General features: G+C 66.8%; 15 protein-coding genes. 13 read left to right on the forward strand and 2 right to left on the reverse strand.

The features are described 5' to 3' along the window. Nucleotides 1–759 (forward strand): TerB family tellurite resistance protein, encoded by a 759-nt coding sequence (locus SZ55_RS11390; protein WP_044405691.1) that lies wholly within the window; start codon nucleotides 1–3, stop codon nucleotides 757–759. Here SZ55_RS11390 and SZ55_RS11395 read toward each other — a convergent pair whose 3' ends face one another. Further along, on the reverse strand, nucleotides 760–1860 hold the full coding sequence (locus SZ55_RS11395; protein WP_082078213.1) for an alpha/beta hydrolase family protein: 1101 nt from the start codon (nucleotides 1858–1860) through the stop codon (nucleotides 760–762). Between the two features lie 137 nt (nucleotides 1861–1997). Here SZ55_RS11395 and SZ55_RS11400 point away from each other — a divergent pair, with 137 nt between their 5' ends. From SZ55_RS11400 to SZ55_RS11425, 6 genes are all read left to right on the forward strand, one after another. Further along, on the forward strand, nucleotides 1998–4400 hold the full coding sequence (locus SZ55_RS11400) for a PAS domain-containing sensor histidine kinase (protein WP_044405693.1): 2403 nt from the start codon (nucleotides 1998–2000) through the stop codon (nucleotides 4398–4400). Beyond that, entirely contained in the window at nucleotides 4397–5026 is a 630-nt protein-coding gene (locus tag SZ55_RS11405; RefSeq protein WP_044405695.1) for a response regulator, read from the forward strand. Before SZ55_RS11400 ends, SZ55_RS11405 begins: the two co-directional genes overlap by 4 nt. A 198-nt stretch (nucleotides 5027–5224) precedes the next feature. Then, complete coding sequence (locus SZ55_RS11410; RefSeq protein WP_044405697.1) at nucleotides 5225–6337, forward strand: ABC transporter ATP-binding protein; 1113 nt, start codon at nucleotides 5225–5227, stop codon at nucleotides 6335–6337. 54 nt (nucleotides 6338–6391) lie between these two features. After that, nucleotides 6392–7423: an ABC transporter substrate-binding protein gene (locus SZ55_RS11415; RefSeq protein WP_044405698.1), complete on the forward strand. Its 1032-nt coding sequence runs from the start codon at nucleotides 6392–6394 to the stop codon at nucleotides 7421–7423. Nucleotides 7424–7492: 69 nt separating this feature from the next. After that, a complete protein-coding gene (locus SZ55_RS11420; RefSeq protein WP_044405700.1) occupies nucleotides 7493–8725 on the forward strand; it encodes an ABC transporter permease in 1233 nt (410 codons plus the stop codon). 11 nt (nucleotides 8726–8736) lie between these two features. Further along, nucleotides 8737–9564, forward strand: coding sequence for an ABC transporter permease (locus tag SZ55_RS11425; protein ID WP_044405701.1), 828 nt, complete (start codon nucleotides 8737–8739; stop codon nucleotides 9562–9564). A gap of 83 nt (nucleotides 9565–9647) precedes the next feature. Here the strand turns inward: SZ55_RS11425 and SZ55_RS11430 are convergent, their stop codons facing one another. Continuing rightward, nucleotides 9648–10034 carry a hypothetical protein gene (locus tag SZ55_RS11430; protein ID WP_044405703.1) on the reverse strand — a complete coding sequence of 129 codons (387 nt, stop codon included), beginning with the start codon at nucleotides 10032–10034 and terminating at the stop codon, nucleotides 9648–9650. A 109-nt stretch (nucleotides 10035–10143) separates the two neighbouring features. Here SZ55_RS11430 and rpe point away from each other — a divergent pair, with 109 nt between their 5' ends. The 6 genes from rpe to trpC all read left to right on the forward strand — a co-directional run bounded on the left by rpe (nucleotide 10144) and on the right by trpC (nucleotide 15721). Further along, the gene (rpe, locus tag SZ55_RS11435; protein ID WP_044405705.1) at nucleotides 10144–10812 is read left to right on the forward strand and encodes a ribulose-phosphate 3-epimerase; all 669 of its coding nucleotides are present in this window, start codon (nucleotides 10144–10146) and stop codon (nucleotides 10810–10812) included. Beyond that, nucleotides 10812–11654 carry a phosphoglycolate phosphatase gene (locus SZ55_RS11440; RefSeq protein ID WP_044405707.1) on the forward strand — a complete coding sequence of 281 codons (843 nt, stop codon included), beginning with the start codon at nucleotides 10812–10814 and terminating at the stop codon, nucleotides 11652–11654. The genes rpe and SZ55_RS11440 overlap by 1 nt, the downstream gene beginning before the upstream one ends. Nucleotides 11655–11745: 91 nt before the next feature. After that, the gene (gene trpE, locus SZ55_RS11445; RefSeq protein WP_044405708.1) at nucleotides 11746–13233 is read left to right on the forward strand and encodes an anthranilate synthase component I; all 1488 of its coding nucleotides are present in this window, start codon (nucleotides 11746–11748) and stop codon (nucleotides 13231–13233) included. A gap of 10 nt (nucleotides 13234–13243) precedes the next feature. After that, complete coding sequence (locus SZ55_RS11450) at nucleotides 13244–13837, forward strand: aminodeoxychorismate/anthranilate synthase component II (protein ID WP_044405709.1); 594 nt, start codon at nucleotides 13244–13246, stop codon at nucleotides 13835–13837. Nucleotide 13838: 1 nt separating this feature from the next. Next, entirely contained in the window at nucleotides 13839–14888 is a 1050-nt protein-coding gene (gene trpD / locus SZ55_RS11455) for an anthranilate phosphoribosyltransferase (RefSeq protein WP_044405711.1), read from the forward strand. Then, nucleotides 14885–15721: an indole-3-glycerol phosphate synthase TrpC gene (trpC, locus tag SZ55_RS11460; RefSeq protein WP_044405713.1), complete on the forward strand. Its 837-nt coding sequence runs from the start codon at nucleotides 14885–14887 to the stop codon at nucleotides 15719–15721. The genes trpD and trpC overlap by 4 nt, the downstream gene beginning before the upstream one ends. The last annotated feature ends 39 nt before the right edge of the window (nucleotides 15722–15760 follow it).

A 15760-nucleotide genomic window follows, 5' to 3' on the forward strand; every position in this document is an offset into this window, starting at 1 on the left:
ATGTTCTGGCCCATGACCCTGCTGGGCGCCGTCGCCGGCATGCTCATCGCCAGCATCCCCGGTGCCTTGCTCGGCGGCCTGCTGGGCCAGGTGGCGGACCGGCGCTTCAAGCTCAACTCCTGGTCACGCCTGGTCCAGTGGGTGCGCCGCCGTGACGAGCATGAGCTGCTGTTCCGCCTCCTCGGTCGCCTGGCCAAGAGTGGGGGGCGGGTGCTCGAGGTGCATATCCAGCAAGCCCGTGCCGAGATGCGTCGCCTCGGCTTGGACGACGCGGCCCAGCGCCGTGCCATCGAGGCCTTCACCCGGGGCAAGAACGGCGAGGGCGACCTGCGCCGCCCCCTGCGCCGCTTGCGCCACCAGCGCGCGGCAGGCGAAGCGCTGCTGCGCGCGTGCTGGCAGATGGCAGCGGCCGATGGGCGCATCGGCCGCCAGGAGCGGGAGCTGATCCTGCAATGGGGGCAATGGCTGGGCTGGCCGGCGAACGAAGTGGAAGCGCTCAGCGTCGGCTTCGACAAGCCCAGTGGGGCGCCCGTGCAGCGAGGCGGGGCCTATCAGGACGCGCTGGCGCTACTGGGCGTGGGCGCCGACAGCGAGCCCGCTGTCATCAAGCGCGCCTACCGGCGCCTGATCAGCCAGCACCACCCCGACAAGCTCGCCGGCGCGGGTGCCACCCCGCAGCGGGTGCGCGAGGCCACCGAGCGGACCCGCGAGCTGCACAGCGCCTACAACCTCATCCGCGAGCGCCACGGCTTCCGCTGATCAGATGCTCGGCGTCGCCGGCGCTGCCGGTGGCGTGGGGGCCGTGGCGCCGCTACTTGCGGGGCGCTTTGGCGCGGCGCCTTTCAGGTGGCTGTCCAGCCAACCGCGCACGCGCCGCACCAGTTGCTCCTGCTTGGCATCCTGGCTGGCGGACCAGTCCGCCAGCGGCACCTGCACGTAGTCCAGGTGCTTGACCCGCTTGCTCGCCTGCAAGCGCTTCAGCGCCGATGCGGCAGCGGTGGGCGCCTGCTGGTAATAGAGGTCGCCCACGGCCTGGGGCAGGCGCGGGGCCAGCTCCTCCAGCGGAGGCTCGTAGCCGGCGGGCACTTCGGCCGCCACCATCACCAGATTCTCGACGCCGCTGGACGGTGTATCGGTCAGAAAGCGTGCCGCCCACCAGGCGCCACTGCCGTGTCCCAGCAGGACGATGGTGGTGGCCTGTTGTTGGCGGGCAAAGCCGATGGCCGCCTGGATGCGGGCGGAGATGCGCTCGGTCTGGGTCTTGCGTCGTTCCTCGGCCGTCGGCTGTGGCGGCGCTGGATCGGTGCTGGGCTCCGCCGTGCTGGCCTGTTCTGGCGGGGGTGGTGGATTGGCCGGGTCGGCGCTTTCGGACTTCGGCGGCTCCGCAGGCGTCCCGCCTTCGCTGGCCGCTGGCGGCGGAGTATCCGCCGGCCGCGGTGGCGGCTCATCGCCGGCCGGGTCGGGCAGGGTGAGGCTCAGGGTGTGCCAGCCCACGTCCGGCAGCTTGGTGCGCAGGGGGGCAATCGCCCGGGGCCAGTCCGCAGTTTCGCCATCGCCGGGAATCAGGATCACCACCCCGTTGGGCGTGCCGACGTTGGCCGGTTGCCACAGGGCGAGGAACGGCTCGCTGCCCGCTGTCAGTTGCTGCTGTTCAGCCTGGGGCAGGCGTTGCTCCAGGGCCTTGGCATCCTCCTGGCTGCGCTCGTCGAGTGGCGCGCGCTCCACCGGCTTTTCGGCTGGCTGCCCGGTGCCATCGGCCGGAGCTGCATCGCCTTTCTCGGCGGGTGGGTCTTCAGCCTTGGCGGCGGTGCAGAGCAGGGCCAGGGCGAGGGTCGCAAGGGCGAGCGTGCGGCGGGGCATGGCGGGCGTCCGGGTGGGGCAACAGGCGGAAGCCTATAGGCTGGCTGTTTTTTTGTCAGGCCTGCCTTCGCCTCCAGGGGCGGCGCTGGAGTAAGGTATGTCCGCCCCGATCCCGGGTCGTCGTGGTGTCCCGTCGCATGATTCGCTCGTTGTGCCTGTCCATCCTGTTCGCCTGCTTGCTGCCGGGGCTCTCCCTGGCGCAGCCGTCGCCGAGCTTGTCCCTCGATGACGGCCAGCGCGCCTGGCTCGAAAACCACAATGAGTTGCGCGCCGGCATCGTGCTGCAAGCCCCCTATGCGCAGCTGGACCGCCGCCTGCAGCAGCTGTCCGGCCTCAATGTCGAGTTGATGGAGCGCCTGGCCGCCGAACTCGGCGTGCACCTGGTCTGGCGCAGCTTCAATGAAATGGGCGAACTGGAGCACGCCCTGCGCAACGGGCAGGTGGACATCGCCCCCGGCCTGATCCAGACCCCCGCCGGCCTGCGCCTGTGGCTGTTCTCCGACCCTTACATGCGGGTGCCGCAGCTGATGGTGGGCGAGCGCGCCACCACCACCGGCGCGGTGGACATCGAACAGCTCGGCGCGAACGAACCGGTGGCGCTGCGCTCACCGAGCCCGGTGGCCGACTACCTGCGGGCCACCTATTCCGGCCTGACGCTGCAGCCGGTGACCAGCGAGCGCCAGGCGCTGCGCGCGGTGCTGGAGCAGCAGGTGCGCTACGCCGTGATCGACGAGGCGCAGCTCAGCCGCCTGTCTCGCGAGCAGGAGTTCACCGGCCTGGCCGTGGTGGCGGACATCGGCTTCCCACAATTGCTGCGGGTCGCCACCCGGCGCGACTGGCCGGAGCTGTCGACCCTGGTGGATGTCGCCCTGCGAGCGATCCCGCCGAAGGACCTGGACCAGCTGCATGAGCGCTGGCTGCAGGCGCGCTACCCCCGCGCCAGCGAGTCCCCGGGTTTCTGGCAGAACCTCTGCCTGCTGTTCGGCCTGTTGCTCGCCAGTGCGGGCGCCATCATCTATTGGTTGCGGCGGCAGCAGCGTGCGCTGGAGAAGCGCCTGCTGGAGGCTCGCCATGCGATCCAGTTGCGGGAGGCGGCGGAGGAAGCCCTGCGGCTGACCCAGTTCTCCATCGACCACAGCACCGTGGGCATCCTCTGGGTCAACTGGGACAGCCATGTGCGCTACGCCAACCGGGCAGTGGAGCAGATGCTCGGCTATGCGCCGGGCGCCCTGGTGGACCGCTCCCTGTCGGCCCTGCAGCCGGATCTCACGATGGACCGCTGGCTCAACCTCTGGCGCCGTGCGCGCAACAGCAATGAGAGCGCGCAGAACATCGAGACCCTGTGCCAGCGCGAGGATGGGCGCCTGGTGCCGATGGACGTGTCGCTGAGCTTCCTGCGCTTCGGCACCTCCGAATACCTGGTGGTGTTCCTCACCGACATCACCGAACGCCGCCGTGCCCACGAGGCGCTGGAGGAAAGCGAGGCGCGGCTCAAGGGCATCGCTTCCAACGTGCCCGGCTTGGTGTTCCGCCTGGAGCGGCCCAGTGGTAGCGCCCATGCGGCGTTCGCCTTCATCGGCGCCGGCAGTGAGGCGCTGGTGGGCTACAGCGCCGAGGAGTTGCTGAACACCGGGCGCGGCATTCGCGGGCTGGTCCACCCGGATGACGAGGCCGGCTATTGGGCCAGCCAGATGGCCGCCCTGGCAGAGGACCGCGACTGGCACTGGCAGGGGCGCATCCTCACCCGCGACGGTGAGCAGCGCTGGGCCGACATCAAGGCCAGTGCGCGGATCTTCGAGGATGGCCGCGCGGTGTGGGACGGCGTGGTCTGGGACATCACCGCCAACAAGCGCATCGAACTGGAGCTGGCCGCTTCGCGGGCGCAATTGCGCGACCTGTCGGCGCACCTGGAGAGCGTGCGGGAGGAAGAGAAGGCCCGTATCGCCCGCGAGGTGCATGACGAACTCGGCCAGGTGCTCACCGTGCTCAAGCTGGAAACCTCCATGTGCGAGCTGGCCTACGGTGGCAGCGATGCCGGCCTGGGCGAGCGCCTGAACAGCATGAAGCGCCTGATCGCCCAGCTCTTCCAGCTGGTGCGCGACGTGGCCACGGCGCTGCGCCCGCCGATCCTCGACGCCGGCATCGGCTCGGCTATCGAGTGGCAGGCCCGGCGTTTCGAGGCGCGCAGCGGCATCCCCTGCCTGGTGACGGTGCCCGAGGCGCCGCCGGCGCTGTCCGATGCCAAGGCCATCGGGTTGTTCCGCATCCTGCAGGAAGCGCTGACCAACGTGCTGCGCCACGCCCGCGCGCAGAGCGTCGAGCTGGAGCTGGCCCCGGAAGGCGGTTGGCTGCGGCTTTCCATCAGCGACGACGGCATCGGCTTCGACCCCGATGCCTGCCGTCCGGGGGCATCGTTCGGCCTGGTGGGCATGCGCGAGCGCGTGCTGATGCTGGGCGGCAGCCTGTCCATCCACAGCCAGCCGGGCGAAGGCAGCACCCTGGAGGTGCGCATTCCCCTGGAGAAGGAGACGACCGCGTGATCCGAGTACTGGTGGCCGAAGACCACACCATCGTCCGCGAGGGCATCAAGCAGCTCATCGGCCTGGCCAAGGACCTCTGCGTGGCCGGCGAGGCGAGCAATGGCGAGCAACTGCTCGAAACCCTGCGGCACACGCCCTGCGAGGTGGTGCTGCTGGACATCTCCATGCCCGGGGTCAACGGCCTGGAGGCGATCCCGCGCATCCGCGCGCTGAGCAACCCGCCGGCGGTGCTGGTGCTGTCCATGCACGACGAGGCGCAGATGGCCGCGCGGGCGCTGAAGATCGGCGCCGCCGGATATGCCACCAAGGACAGCGACCCGGCGCTGCTGCTCACGGCGATCCGCAAGGTGGCGTCCGGCGGGCGCTACATCGACCCGGACCTGGCCGACCGCATGGTGTTCGAAGTCGGCCTGACCGACTCGCGACCGCCCCATGCGCTGCTCTCGGAGCGGGAGTTCTCGGTATTCGAGCGCCTGGTGCGGGGCGAAGGGGTGAACGAGATCGCCCAGCACCTGGCCGTCAGCAGCAAGACGGTGAGCACCCACAAGGCCCGCCTGATGCAGAAGATGGCGGTGCATTCGGTGGCGGACCTGGTGAAGTACGCGGTGGAGCACAAGCTGCTCTGAAGCGGCTTTTGCCGGGGATGGAGGGGGCCGGTTTCGACCGGTGAATGCCCGATCTTATCGCTCGGGATTGTAGGGCGATCCCTACAAGCGATCCTCCGCGCCCCTTATAGCAAAGTCTCATAGCGCCCGATTTGCGTGGCCTGCCGGCTTCTCTAGTCTCTCGGCACGGCATAAACAAAAATCAAAAAGGGTGCGGTGATGGCCTCGATTCCGGCGAACGATGTACTGGTCAGCTTCCGTGGCGTGCAGAAGAGCTACGACGGCGAATCCCTCATCGTCAAAGACCTCAACCTGGACATTCGCAAAGGCGAATTCCTGACCCTGCTGGGCCCCTCCGGCTCCGGCAAGACCACCAGCCTAATGATGCTCGCCGGGTTCGAGACCCCGACCAATGGCGAGATCCTCCTGGCCGGGCGCTCCATCAACAACGTGCCGCCGCACAAGCGCGACATCGGCATGGTGTTCCAGAACTACGCCCTGTTCCCGCACATGACGGTGGCCGAGAACCTGGCCTTCCCGCTCACCGTGCGCGGCATGAACAAGACCGACATCAGCGAGCGCGTGAAGCGTGCGCTGTCCATGGTCCAGCTCGACAGCTTCCGCAACCGCTACCCGGCCCAGCTCTCCGGCGGCCAGCAGCAGCGCGTGGCCCTGGCCCGTGCGCTGGTGTTCGAACCGCAGCTGGTATTGATGGACGAGCCGCTGGGTGCGCTCGACAAGCAGCTGCGCGAGCACATGCAGATGGAGATCAAGCACATCCACCAGCGCCTGGGCGTGACCGTGGTGTACGTGACCCACGACCAGGGAGAGGCGCTGACCATGTCCGACCGCGTGGCCGTGTTCCACCAGGGCGAGATCCAGCAGATCGCCCCGCCGCGCGAGCTGTACGAATTCCCCTGCAACACCTTCGTGGCCAACTTCATCGGCGAGAACAACCGCATCAACGGCCAGCTGCTCAGCCGTGACGGCGACCAGTGCGTGGTGGTGCTGCCGCGCGGCGAGAAGGTCCAGGCCCTGGCGGTCAAGGTCGGCCAGCCTGGCGAGCCGGTGACCCTCTCGGTGCGCCCCGAGCGCGTACGCCTGAACAGTGCCAGCGAATCCTGCGCCAACCGTTTCTCCGGCCGTGTGGAAGAGTTCATCTACCTGGGCGACCACGTGCGCATTCGCCTGGAGGTCTGCGGTCATTCCGATTTCTTCGTCAAGCAGCCCATTGCCGAGCTGGACCCGTCCCTATCCGTCGGCGACGTGGTGCCGCTTGGCTGGCATGTGGAGCATGTCCGCGCGCTGGACCCGGTGGCGGTGGACGACTGACGCCCGCCCGAGGCTTAACCCCAACCCTGCACTTGCACTATGGAGAGAACAACAATGTCCAAATCCTTGAAGCTCACTGCCCTTGCGTTGGGGCTGGCATGCGCCGCACAGGCCATGGCAGCCGACCTGACCGTCGTGTCCTTCGGCGGCGCTAACAAGAATGCCCAGGTGAAGGCGTTCTACGAACCCTTCCAGGCATCCACCAGCAACAAGATCATCGCCGGCGAGTACAACGGCGAGATGGCCAAGGTGAAGGCCATGGTCGACACCGGCAGCGTGTCCTGGAACCTGGTGGAAGTGGAGTCCCCCGAGCTGGCCCGTGGCTGCGACGAGGGGCTGTTCGAGGAGCTGGACCCGGCTCAGTTCGGCAAGGCGGAAGACTTCGTCCCGGGGGCCATCCAGCCCTGCGGCGTCGGCTTCTTCGTCTGGTCCACCGTGCTGGCCTACAACGCCGACAAGCTGAAGACCGCCCCCACCGGCTGGGCCGATTTCTGGGACACCAGCAAGTTCCCGGGCAAGCGCGGCCTGCGCAAGGGTGCCAAGTACACCCTGGAATTCGCCCTGATGGCCGACGGCGTCGCGCCCAAGGACGTCTACACCGTGCTGGCCACCAAGGAAGGCCAGGACCGCGCCTTCAAGAAGCTGGACCAGATCAAGCCCAGCATCCAGTGGTGGGAAGCCGGCGCCCAGCCGCCGCAGTTCCTCGCCTCCGGTGACGTGGTCATGAGCTCCGCCTACAACGGCCGCATCGCTGCCGTGCAGAAGGAAAGCAACCTGAAGATCGTCTGGGCCGGTGGCATCTACGACTTCGACGCCTGGGCCATCCCGAAAGGGGCCAAGGACAAGGACGCTGCGCTGAAATTCATCGCCTTCTCGGTCAAGCCCGAGCAGCAGAAGATCTACTCCGAGAACATCGCCTACGGCCCGGCCAACACCCAGGCGGTGCCGCTGCTGGACAAGGCGCTGCTCAAGGACATGCCGACCACTCCGGAGAACATCAAGGACCAGGTCGCCATGAGCGTCACCTTCTGGGCTGACTACGGCGAGCAGCTGGAGCAGCGCTTCAACTCCTGGGCCGCCAAGTAACCGGCCACCCAGCACATCCCCTCCTCCTCGCGGGGGAGGGGAGTACCCAGAGATCCACCGGAGTTCGCCATGGCCACTGTCGTCACCGGCCCGACCCTGAAGCAGCGCCTTGCGCGTGCCGAACGGGTCAACCGCCTGAAGTCCCAGGCGCTGATCCTGCCCTTGCTGCTGTTCCTTCTGCTGACCTTCCTGGTGCCCATCGGCGCGCTGCTCTACAAGAGCGTGAGCAACCCCGAGGTGGTGTCTGCCCTGCCGCGTACCGTGGAAGCCATCGGCACCTGGGACGGCAAGGCCCTGCCCGCCGAGCCGGTCTACAAGGCCCTGGCCCTGGACCTGGTCGATGCGCGCAAGAACCAGACCATCGGTGACCTGTCCAAGCGCCTGAACATGGAACTGGCCGGCTATCGCAGCCTGATGGCCAAGACCGCGCGTGCACTGCCGTTCAAGAGCGAACCGGGCTCCTACAAGGACGCCATGGAAGGGCTCGACGAGCGCTGGGGCGACCCGGCCTACTGGCAGGCCATTCGCCGCAACGCCTCGAACCTGACCCCCTATTACCTGCTGGCGGCCGTCGACCATCGCATCGACGACCTCGGCGAGGTGGCCCCGGCCACGCCGGACCAGGCCATCTACCTGGATATCTTCGCCCGCACCTTCTGGATGGGCGCGGTGATCACCCTGATCTGCCTGGCGCTGGCCTACCCGCTGGCCTACCTGCTGGCGACGCTGCCGACGCGCAAGAGCAACCTGCTGATGATCCTGGTGCTGCTGCCGTTCTGGACCTCGATCCTGGTGCGCGTGGCGGCGTGGATCGTGCTGCTGCAATCCGGCGGCCTGATCAACGGCGCGCTGCTCAAGCTGGGCCTGATCGATCAGCCGCTGCAGCTGGTGTTCAACCGCACCGGCGTGTACGTGGCGATGGTGCACATCATGCTGCCGTTCATGATCCTGCCGATCTACAGCGTGATGAAGGGCATCTCCCCCAGCTACATGCGGGCGGCGATCTCCCTGGGCTGCCACCCGTTCGCCAGCTTCTGGCGGGTGTACTTCCCGCAGACCGTGGCCGGCGTGGGCGCGGGCTGCCTGCTGGTGTTCATCCTGTCCATCGGCTACTACATCACCCCCGCGCTGCTGGGCAGCCCGAACGACCAGATGGTGAGCTACTTCGTGGCCTTCTTCACCAACACCACCATCAACTGGGGCATGGCCACCGCCCTGGGCGGGATGCTGCTGCTGGCCACCATGGTGCTCTACGTCGTCTACAGCTGGCTGGTGGGCGCCGGCCGCCTGCGCCTGGGTTGAGGAGATAAGAAATGCTGAGTCCCTACATGTCCCCGGTCGAGCGCCTGTGGTTCTACACCCTGCGCATCCTCTGCGGCCTGGTGCTGCTGTTCCTGATCCTGCCGGTGCTGGTGATCGTGCCGTTGTCGTTCAACTCCGGCACCTTCCTGGTGTACCCGCTGCAGGGGTTCTCCCTGCGCTGGTACGCCGACTTCTTCAGCTCGGCCGAGTGGATGCGCTCGCTGACCAACAGCATGATCGTGGCGCCCGCCGCGACCCTGCTGGCGATGGTCTTCGGCACCCTGGCGTCCATCGGCCTGACCCGCGGCGAGTTCCGCGGCAAGGCGCTGGTGATGAGCCTGCTGATCTCGCCGATGGTGGTGCCGGTGGTGATCGTCGGTGTCGCCAGCTACCTGTTCTTCGCGCCGATGGGCCTGGGCAACAGCTACCTGTCGCTGATCATGGTCCACGCCGTGCTGGGTGTGCCCTTCGTGATCATCACCGTGTCGGCCACCTTGCAGGGCTTCAACCACAACCTGGTGCGTGCCGCCGCCAGCCTGGGTGCGCCGCCGCTGACCACGTTCTTCCGCGTCACCCTGCCGCTGATCGCGCCGGGTGTGATCTCCGGGGCGCTGTTCGCCTTCGCCACGTCCTTCGACGAGGTGGTGGTGACCCTGTTCCTCGCCGGCCCCGAGCAGGCGACCCTGCCCCGGCAGATGTTCAGCGGCATCCGCGAGAACCTCAGCCCCACCATCGCCGCGGCGGCAACCCTGCTGATCGGCTTCTCGGTGGTGCTGCTGCTGACCCTGGAGTGGCTGCGCGGTCGCAGCGAGAAGATGCGTACCTCCATGCCGGAGTGACTTCCATATAGGGCGGCTCCCTCGTTGTGCTCGTTCACGACGAGGGCGTGGCCCTGCGCTCATGCGCGCTCCCAGGCGCGCACTCACTTCAGCCTGTCGCTGATGTGCCCCTCTTCGATGATCCACTCCGTATCCGGGATGCCGTGAGTGCCGTCCTCAGTCAGAAGAAAATGGCCGCTCGGGTGGATGGTGTAGTCATCGCCGCACGCTACCAAACGTGAAAGCGCCATCACCTGGGATCGGATGTAGGGAATGGCTGCCGTTCTGATCGGCGCACCAAAGAACACGAATCGAGAACCGTTGATCGCTTCGGGTTGAATCATCCAGCCGCCTCGATAAAGCGCTTTCTGATCGTCATTCAGCAGTCTCGCAACGTCTTCCCCTGTGGTCTCAATACACCCTGCGATTTCTTCAGTCGTGAGTGAGTAATCCAGTTCGATCCAGCCAGCCACCGTTGTATAGGCACCCATTCTTCGCTCCTCTGTCTGTCGCATTCAGGACTGAATGTCGCGATTGTCACCGGTGAAAAACGAATGCGGCTACAATCCGCGCCACCGTGATTCTGCACCGAGGTCTCTCATGCAACCCTTCGCCATCGCCCCGTCGATCCTGTCCGCCGATTTCGCACGCCTGGGCGAGGATGTGGACAAGGTGCTCGCTGCCGGCGCCGACATCGTCCACTTCGACGTGATGGACAACCACTACGTGCCCAACCTGACCATCGGCCCGATGGTGTGTTCGGCGCTGCGCAAGTACGGCGTCACCGCGCCCATCGACGTGCACCTGATGGTCTCCCCGGTGGACCGCATCATCGGCGACTTCATCGAAGCCGGCGCCACCTACATCACCTTCCACCCGGAAGCGACCCAGCACATCGACCGCTCCCTGCAGCTGATCCGCGACGGCGGCTGCAAGTCCGGCCTGGTGTTCAACCCGGCCACTCCGCTGGACAGCCTGAAGTACGTGATGGACAAGGTGGACATGATCCTCCTGATGAGCGTGAACCCCGGCTTTGGCGGGCAGAAATTCATCCCCGGCACCCTGGACAAGCTGCGCGAAGCCCGTGCGCTGATCGAGGCCTCGGGCCGCGACATCCGCCTGGAGATCGACGGTGGGGTGAACGTGAAGAACATCCGGGAGATCGCTGCCGCAGGTGCCGACACCTTCGTCGCCGGCTCGGCCATCTTCAATGCGCCGGACTACGCCGAAGTCATCGCCGCCATGCGCGCCGAGCTGGCCCAGGCCTGATGAACGCGCTGCAACGGCTGTTCGACGGCCGCCTGCCGCGTCTGGTGATGTTCGACCTGGACGGCACCCTGATCGATTCGGTGCCGGACCTGGCCGCCGCGGTGGACCGCATGCTGGTCAGCCTCGGGCGTCCACCCGCCGGGGTCGAGCGCGTGCGCGACTGGGTCGGCAATGGTGCGCGGGTGCTGGTGCGCCGGGCCCTGGCCGGTGGTATCGACCACAGCGCCGTGCATGACGAGGACGCGGAGAAAGCCCTGGAGATCTTCCTGGAGGCCTATGCCGACAGCCATGCGCTGACCGAGGTCTACCCGGGCGTGGCGGAAACCCTGAAGTGGTTGCGCAAGCGCAAGATCGAGCTGGCGCTGATCACCAACAAGCCCGAGCGTTTCGTGGCGCCGTTGCTGGACCAGATGAAGCTGGGGCGCTACTTCCCGCTGATCATCGCTGGCGACACCCTGCCCCAGCAGAAGCCGGACCCGGCTGCGCTGCTGCATGTGATGCACATGACCGGGGTCAGTCGCAACGAGGCGCTGTTCATCGGTGACTCGCGCAACGACGTGCTGGCCGCCAAGGCAGCGGGGGTCAAGTGCGTGGCGCTGAGCTACGGCTACAACCACGGTCGGCCCATCGACGAGGAGGAGCCGGCACTGGTGGTGGACGACCTGCGCGAGCTGCTGCCTGGCGGTTGCGCCGCACACGGCGCTGCGCTAATGTCGCCCGACTCCCCAGATCATCTGCCTCATAGAAGAGATAGAAACGTGCTGGTTCCCTGCAAGCTCTGGCTCGAACGAGCCTCCATGCGAATCATCAAGGCCGTGGCCCGTTGGCGCTGGCGCGCCTGATTCCATTCTGGCCGGACCGGTCCGGCGCGCTTGCACACCGACGTCTTTTATCCAGGAGCCCACCTGGGCTCCTCGCCCCACGAGGCAGATCATGACCCGCGATGAATTCCTGCGTTTGGCCGCCCAAGGCTACAACCGCATCCCGCTCGCCTTCGAAACCCTGGCGGACTTCGACACCCCTCTTTCCCTCTACCTGAAGCTGGCCGATGCGCCGTACTCCTACCTGCTGGAGTCGGTCCAGGGCGGCGAGAAATGGGGGCGGTACTCCATCATCGGCCTGGCCAGTCGCACCGTGCTGCGCGCCCATGGCGCGAAGGTCAGCGTCAGCGTCGATGACCAGGTGGTGGAGGCCGTGGACAGCGAAGACCCGCTGGCCTTCGTCGAGGCGTTCAAGGAGCGTTACCAGGTTGCGCCCATCGACGGCCTGCCGCGTTTCAACGGCGGCCTGGTGGGTTACTTCGGCTACGATTGCGTGCGCTATGTCGAGAAGCGCCTGGCCAACTGCCCGAACCCTGACCCCCTGGGCACGCCGGACATCCTGCTGATGGTGTCGGATGCGGTGATCGTGTTCGACAACCTGGCGGGCAAGCTGCACGCCATCGTGCTGGTGGACCCGAGCCAGCCAGACGCTTTCGAGCAGGGCCAGGCCCGCCTCGATGCGCTGCGGCAGACACTCCGCCAGCCGGTGGTACCGCGCCTGGGTGTCGACCCGAGCCTGCCGGTGGAGTTGCAGAGCGACTTCCGCTCCAGCTTCACCCGCGAGGACTACGAGCGGGCAGTGGGCGAGATCAAGGAATACATCCTGGCGGGCGACTGCATGCAGGTGGTGATCTCCCAGCGCATGTCGGTGCCCTTCGAGGCAGCGCCGATCGACCTCTACCGGGCGCTGCGCTGCTTCAACCCGACGCCCTACATGTACTTCTTCAACTTCGGCGACTTCCATGTGGTGGGCAGTTCGCCGGAGGTGCTGGTGCGGGTCGAGGATGGCCTGGTCACCGTGCGCCCCATTGCCGGCACCCGTCCTCGTGGCGCCACCGAGGATGCCGACCGGGCTTTGGAAGAGGACCTGCTGTCCGACGCCAAGGAGCTGGCCGAGCACCTGATGCTGATCGACCTGGGCCGCAATGACGTGGGGCGCGTGTCCGCCACCGGTTCGGTGAAGGTCACCGAGAAGATGGTGATCGAGCGCTACTCCAACGTGATGCACATCGTCTCCAACGTCACCGGCCAGCTGAAGGACGGCGTCTCCGCGATGGATGCGCTGCGGGCGATCCTGCCGGCGGGCACCCTGTCGGGTGCGCCGAAGATCCGTGCAATGGAGATCATCGACCAGCTCGAGCCGGTCAAGCGTGGCGTCTACGGAGGTGCCGTGGGCTACCTGGCCTGGAACGGCAACATGGACACCGCCATCGCGATCCGCACGGCGGTCATCAAGGATGGGCAACTGCACGTGCAGGCTGGCGCCGGCATCGTTGCCGACTCGGTCCCCGCACTGGAATGGGAGGAGACGCTGAACAAGCGCCGCGCCATGTTCCGTGCCGTGGCGCTCGCTGAGCAGACCACCAAGACCGACGCCTGAGGACCCTGCCATGTTGCTGATGATCGATAACTACGACTCCTTTACCTACAACGTGGTGCAGTACCTGGGCGAGCTGGGTGCCGATGTCCATGTGATCCGCAATGACGAGCTGAGCATCGCCCAGATCGAGGCGCTCAAGCCCGAGCGCATCGTCGTCTCCCCGGGCCCGTGCACCCCCACCGAGGCGGGCGTGTCGCTGGAGGCCATCCTGCATTTCGCCGGCAAGCTGCCGATCCTGGGCGTGTGCCTGGGCCACCAGAGCATCGGCCAGGCCTTCGGCGGCGATGTGGTGCGGGCGCGCCAGGCGATGCACGGCAAGACCAGCCCGGTCTTCCACCATGACCAGGGCGTGTTCCAGGGCCTGAACAATCCGCTCACGGTGACCCGCTACCACTCGCTGGTGGTCAAGCGCGAAACCCTGCCGGAGTGCCTGGAGATGACCGCCTGGACCCAGCACGAAGACGGTTCGGTGGACGAGATCATGGGGCTGCGCCACAAGACCCTGAACATCGAGGGTGTGCAGTTCCATCCGGAGTCCATACTCACCCAGCAGGGGCACGAGCTGTTCGCCAACTTCCTCAAGCAACAGGGCGGGGTACGCTGACATGGACATCAAGGAAGCCCTCGGCCGCGTGGTCAACCAACTGGACCTGACCACCGAGGAAATGCAGGCGGTGATGCGCCAGATCATGACCGGGCAGTGCACCGACGCGCAGATCGGTGCCTTCCTGATGGGCATGCGCATGAAGAGCGAGACCATCGACGAGATCGTCGGGGCCGTGTCGGTGATGCGTGAGCTGGCCAGCCGTGTGGAACTGTCGAGCCTGGATCGCGTGGTGGACGTGGTCGGCACCGGCGGCGATGGCGCCAACATCTTCAACGTGTCCTCGGCGGCGACCTTCGTGGTCGCGGCGGCAGGGGGCAAGGTGGCCAAGCACGGCAACCGCGCGGTGTCCGGCAAGACCGGCAGCGCCGACGTGCTGGAGGCCGCCGGCATCTACCTGGACCTGAAGCCCGAACAGGTGGCCCGCTGCATCGAGCATGTTGGCGTCGGCTTCATGTTCGCCCAGGTCCACCACAAGGCGATGAAGTACGCCGCCGGCCCGCGCCGCGAGCTGGGGCTGCGCACGCTGTTCAACATGCTCGGCCCGCTTACGAATCCGGCCGGGGTGAAGCACCAGGTGGTGGGGGTGTTCAGCCAGGCGCTGTGCCGGCCGCTGGCCGAGGTGCTCAAGCGCCTGGGCAGCCAGCACATCCTGGTGGTGCATTCCAAGGACGGGCTGGACGAACTGAGCCTGGCGGCGCCGACCCATGTGGCCGAGCTGAAGGACGGTGTGGTCACCGAATACCAGGTGCAGCCGGAGGACTTCGGCATCAAGAGCCAGAGCCTGATCGGCCTGACCGTGGACAGCCCGCAGCAGTCCCTTGAACTGATCCGCGATGCCCTGGGGCGTCGCAAGACCGAGAACGGCCAGAAGGCCGCAGAGATGATCGTGCTCAACGCTGGCGCCGCGCTTTATGCGGCGGACCATGCGAGCACCTTCAAAGAGGGTGTGCAATTGGCCCACGATGCCCTGCACACCGGCCTTGCCCGCGAGAAGCTGGAGGAGCTGGCCTCCTTCACCGCGGTGTTCCGAGTGGAGAACGAAGCGTGAGCGTCCCGACCGTCCTAGAAAAGATCCTCGCCCGCAAGGCCGAGGAAGTCGCCGAGCGGCGTGCCCGCACGTCGCTGAGCCAACTGGAAGCGCTGGCCCGTTCGGCCGACGCACCGCGCGGGTTCGCCCGGGCCTTGCAGGACAAGGTGGCGCGGCGCGAGCCGGCGGTCATTGCCGAGGTGAAGAAGGCGTCCCCGAGCAAGGGCGTCATCCGCGAGAATTTCGTGCCCGCGCAGATCGCTCGTAGCTACCAGGACGGTGGTGCCACCTGTCTGTCGGTGCTCACCGATGTGGATTTCTTCCTGGGTGCCGACGAGTACCTGAAGGAAGCCCGGGCAGCCTGCTCGCTGCCGGTGATCCGCAAGGACTTCCTCATCGACCCCTATCAGGTCGTCGAGGCCCGTGCGTTGGGGGCCGATTGCGTCCTGCTGATCGCTGCGGCGTTGTCCGACCTGCAGATGGCGGAGCTGGCTGCCACGGCGAAGGACGTGGGGCTGGATGTGCTGGTGGAGGTGCACGATGGCGATGAGCTGGAGCGGGCACTGAAGACCCTGGATACGCCGCTGGTGGGCATCAACAACCGCAACCTGCACACCTTTGACGTGAGCCTGGAGACCACCCTGGACCTGCTGCCGCGCATCCCGCGCGACCGCATCGTCGTCACCGAGAGTGGGATTCTCAACCGGGCGGATGTCGAGCTGATGGAAGTCAGCGAGGTCTATGCCTTCCTCGTGGGCGAGGCGTTCATGCGTGCCGAGGAGCCCGGGACCGAATTGCGTCGCCTGTTCTTCCCGGAGCGTGGGCGGGTCAAGCTGAGCGCCGACCCGAACTGATCGATGTGCACATGGAAAAGCCGGCGTCCTGCCGGCTTT

Source organism: Pseudomonas sp. FeS53a (assembly GCF_000931385.1).
In the GTDB taxonomy this organism is placed as follows: Bacteria; Pseudomonadota; Gammaproteobacteria; order Pseudomonadales; family Pseudomonadaceae; genus Metapseudomonas; species Metapseudomonas otitidis.

Bases quoted from the DNA above. Each gene is read 5' to 3' on its own strand.
- SZ55_RS11390 (WP_044405691.1), top strand. From the start codon at position 1: ATGTTCTGGCCCATGACCCTGCTGGGCGCCGTCGCCGGCATGCTCATC.
- SZ55_RS11395 (WP_082078213.1), bottom strand. From the start codon at position 1,860: ATGCCCCGCCGCACGCTCGCCCTTGCGACCCTCGCCCTGGCCCTGCTC.
- SZ55_RS11400 (WP_044405693.1), top strand. From the start codon at position 1,998: ATGATTCGCTCGTTGTGCCTGTCCATCCTGTTCGCCTGCTTGCTGCCG.
- SZ55_RS11410 (WP_044405697.1), top strand. From the start codon at position 5,225: ATGGCCTCGATTCCGGCGAACGATGTACTGGTCAGCTTCCGTGGCGTG.
- SZ55_RS11415 (WP_044405698.1), top strand. From the start codon at position 6,392: ATGTCCAAATCCTTGAAGCTCACTGCCCTTGCGTTGGGGCTGGCATGC.
- SZ55_RS11420 (WP_044405700.1), top strand. From the start codon at position 7,493: ATGGCCACTGTCGTCACCGGCCCGACCCTGAAGCAGCGCCTTGCGCGT.
- SZ55_RS11425 (WP_044405701.1), top strand. From the start codon at position 8,737: ATGCTGAGTCCCTACATGTCCCCGGTCGAGCGCCTGTGGTTCTACACC.
- SZ55_RS11430 (WP_044405703.1), bottom strand. From the start codon at position 10,034: ATGGGTGCCTATACAACGGTGGCTGGCTGGATCGAACTGGATTACTCA.
- rpe (WP_044405705.1), top strand. From the start codon at position 10,144: ATGCAACCCTTCGCCATCGCCCCGTCGATCCTGTCCGCCGATTTCGCA.
- SZ55_RS11440 (WP_044405707.1), top strand. From the start codon at position 10,812: ATGAACGCGCTGCAACGGCTGTTCGACGGCCGCCTGCCGCGTCTGGTG.
- trpE (WP_044405708.1), top strand. From the start codon at position 11,746: ATGACCCGCGATGAATTCCTGCGTTTGGCCGCCCAAGGCTACAACCGC.
- SZ55_RS11450 (WP_044405709.1), top strand. From the start codon at position 13,244: ATGTTGCTGATGATCGATAACTACGACTCCTTTACCTACAACGTGGTG.
- trpD (WP_044405711.1), top strand. From the start codon at position 13,839: ATGGACATCAAGGAAGCCCTCGGCCGCGTGGTCAACCAACTGGACCTG.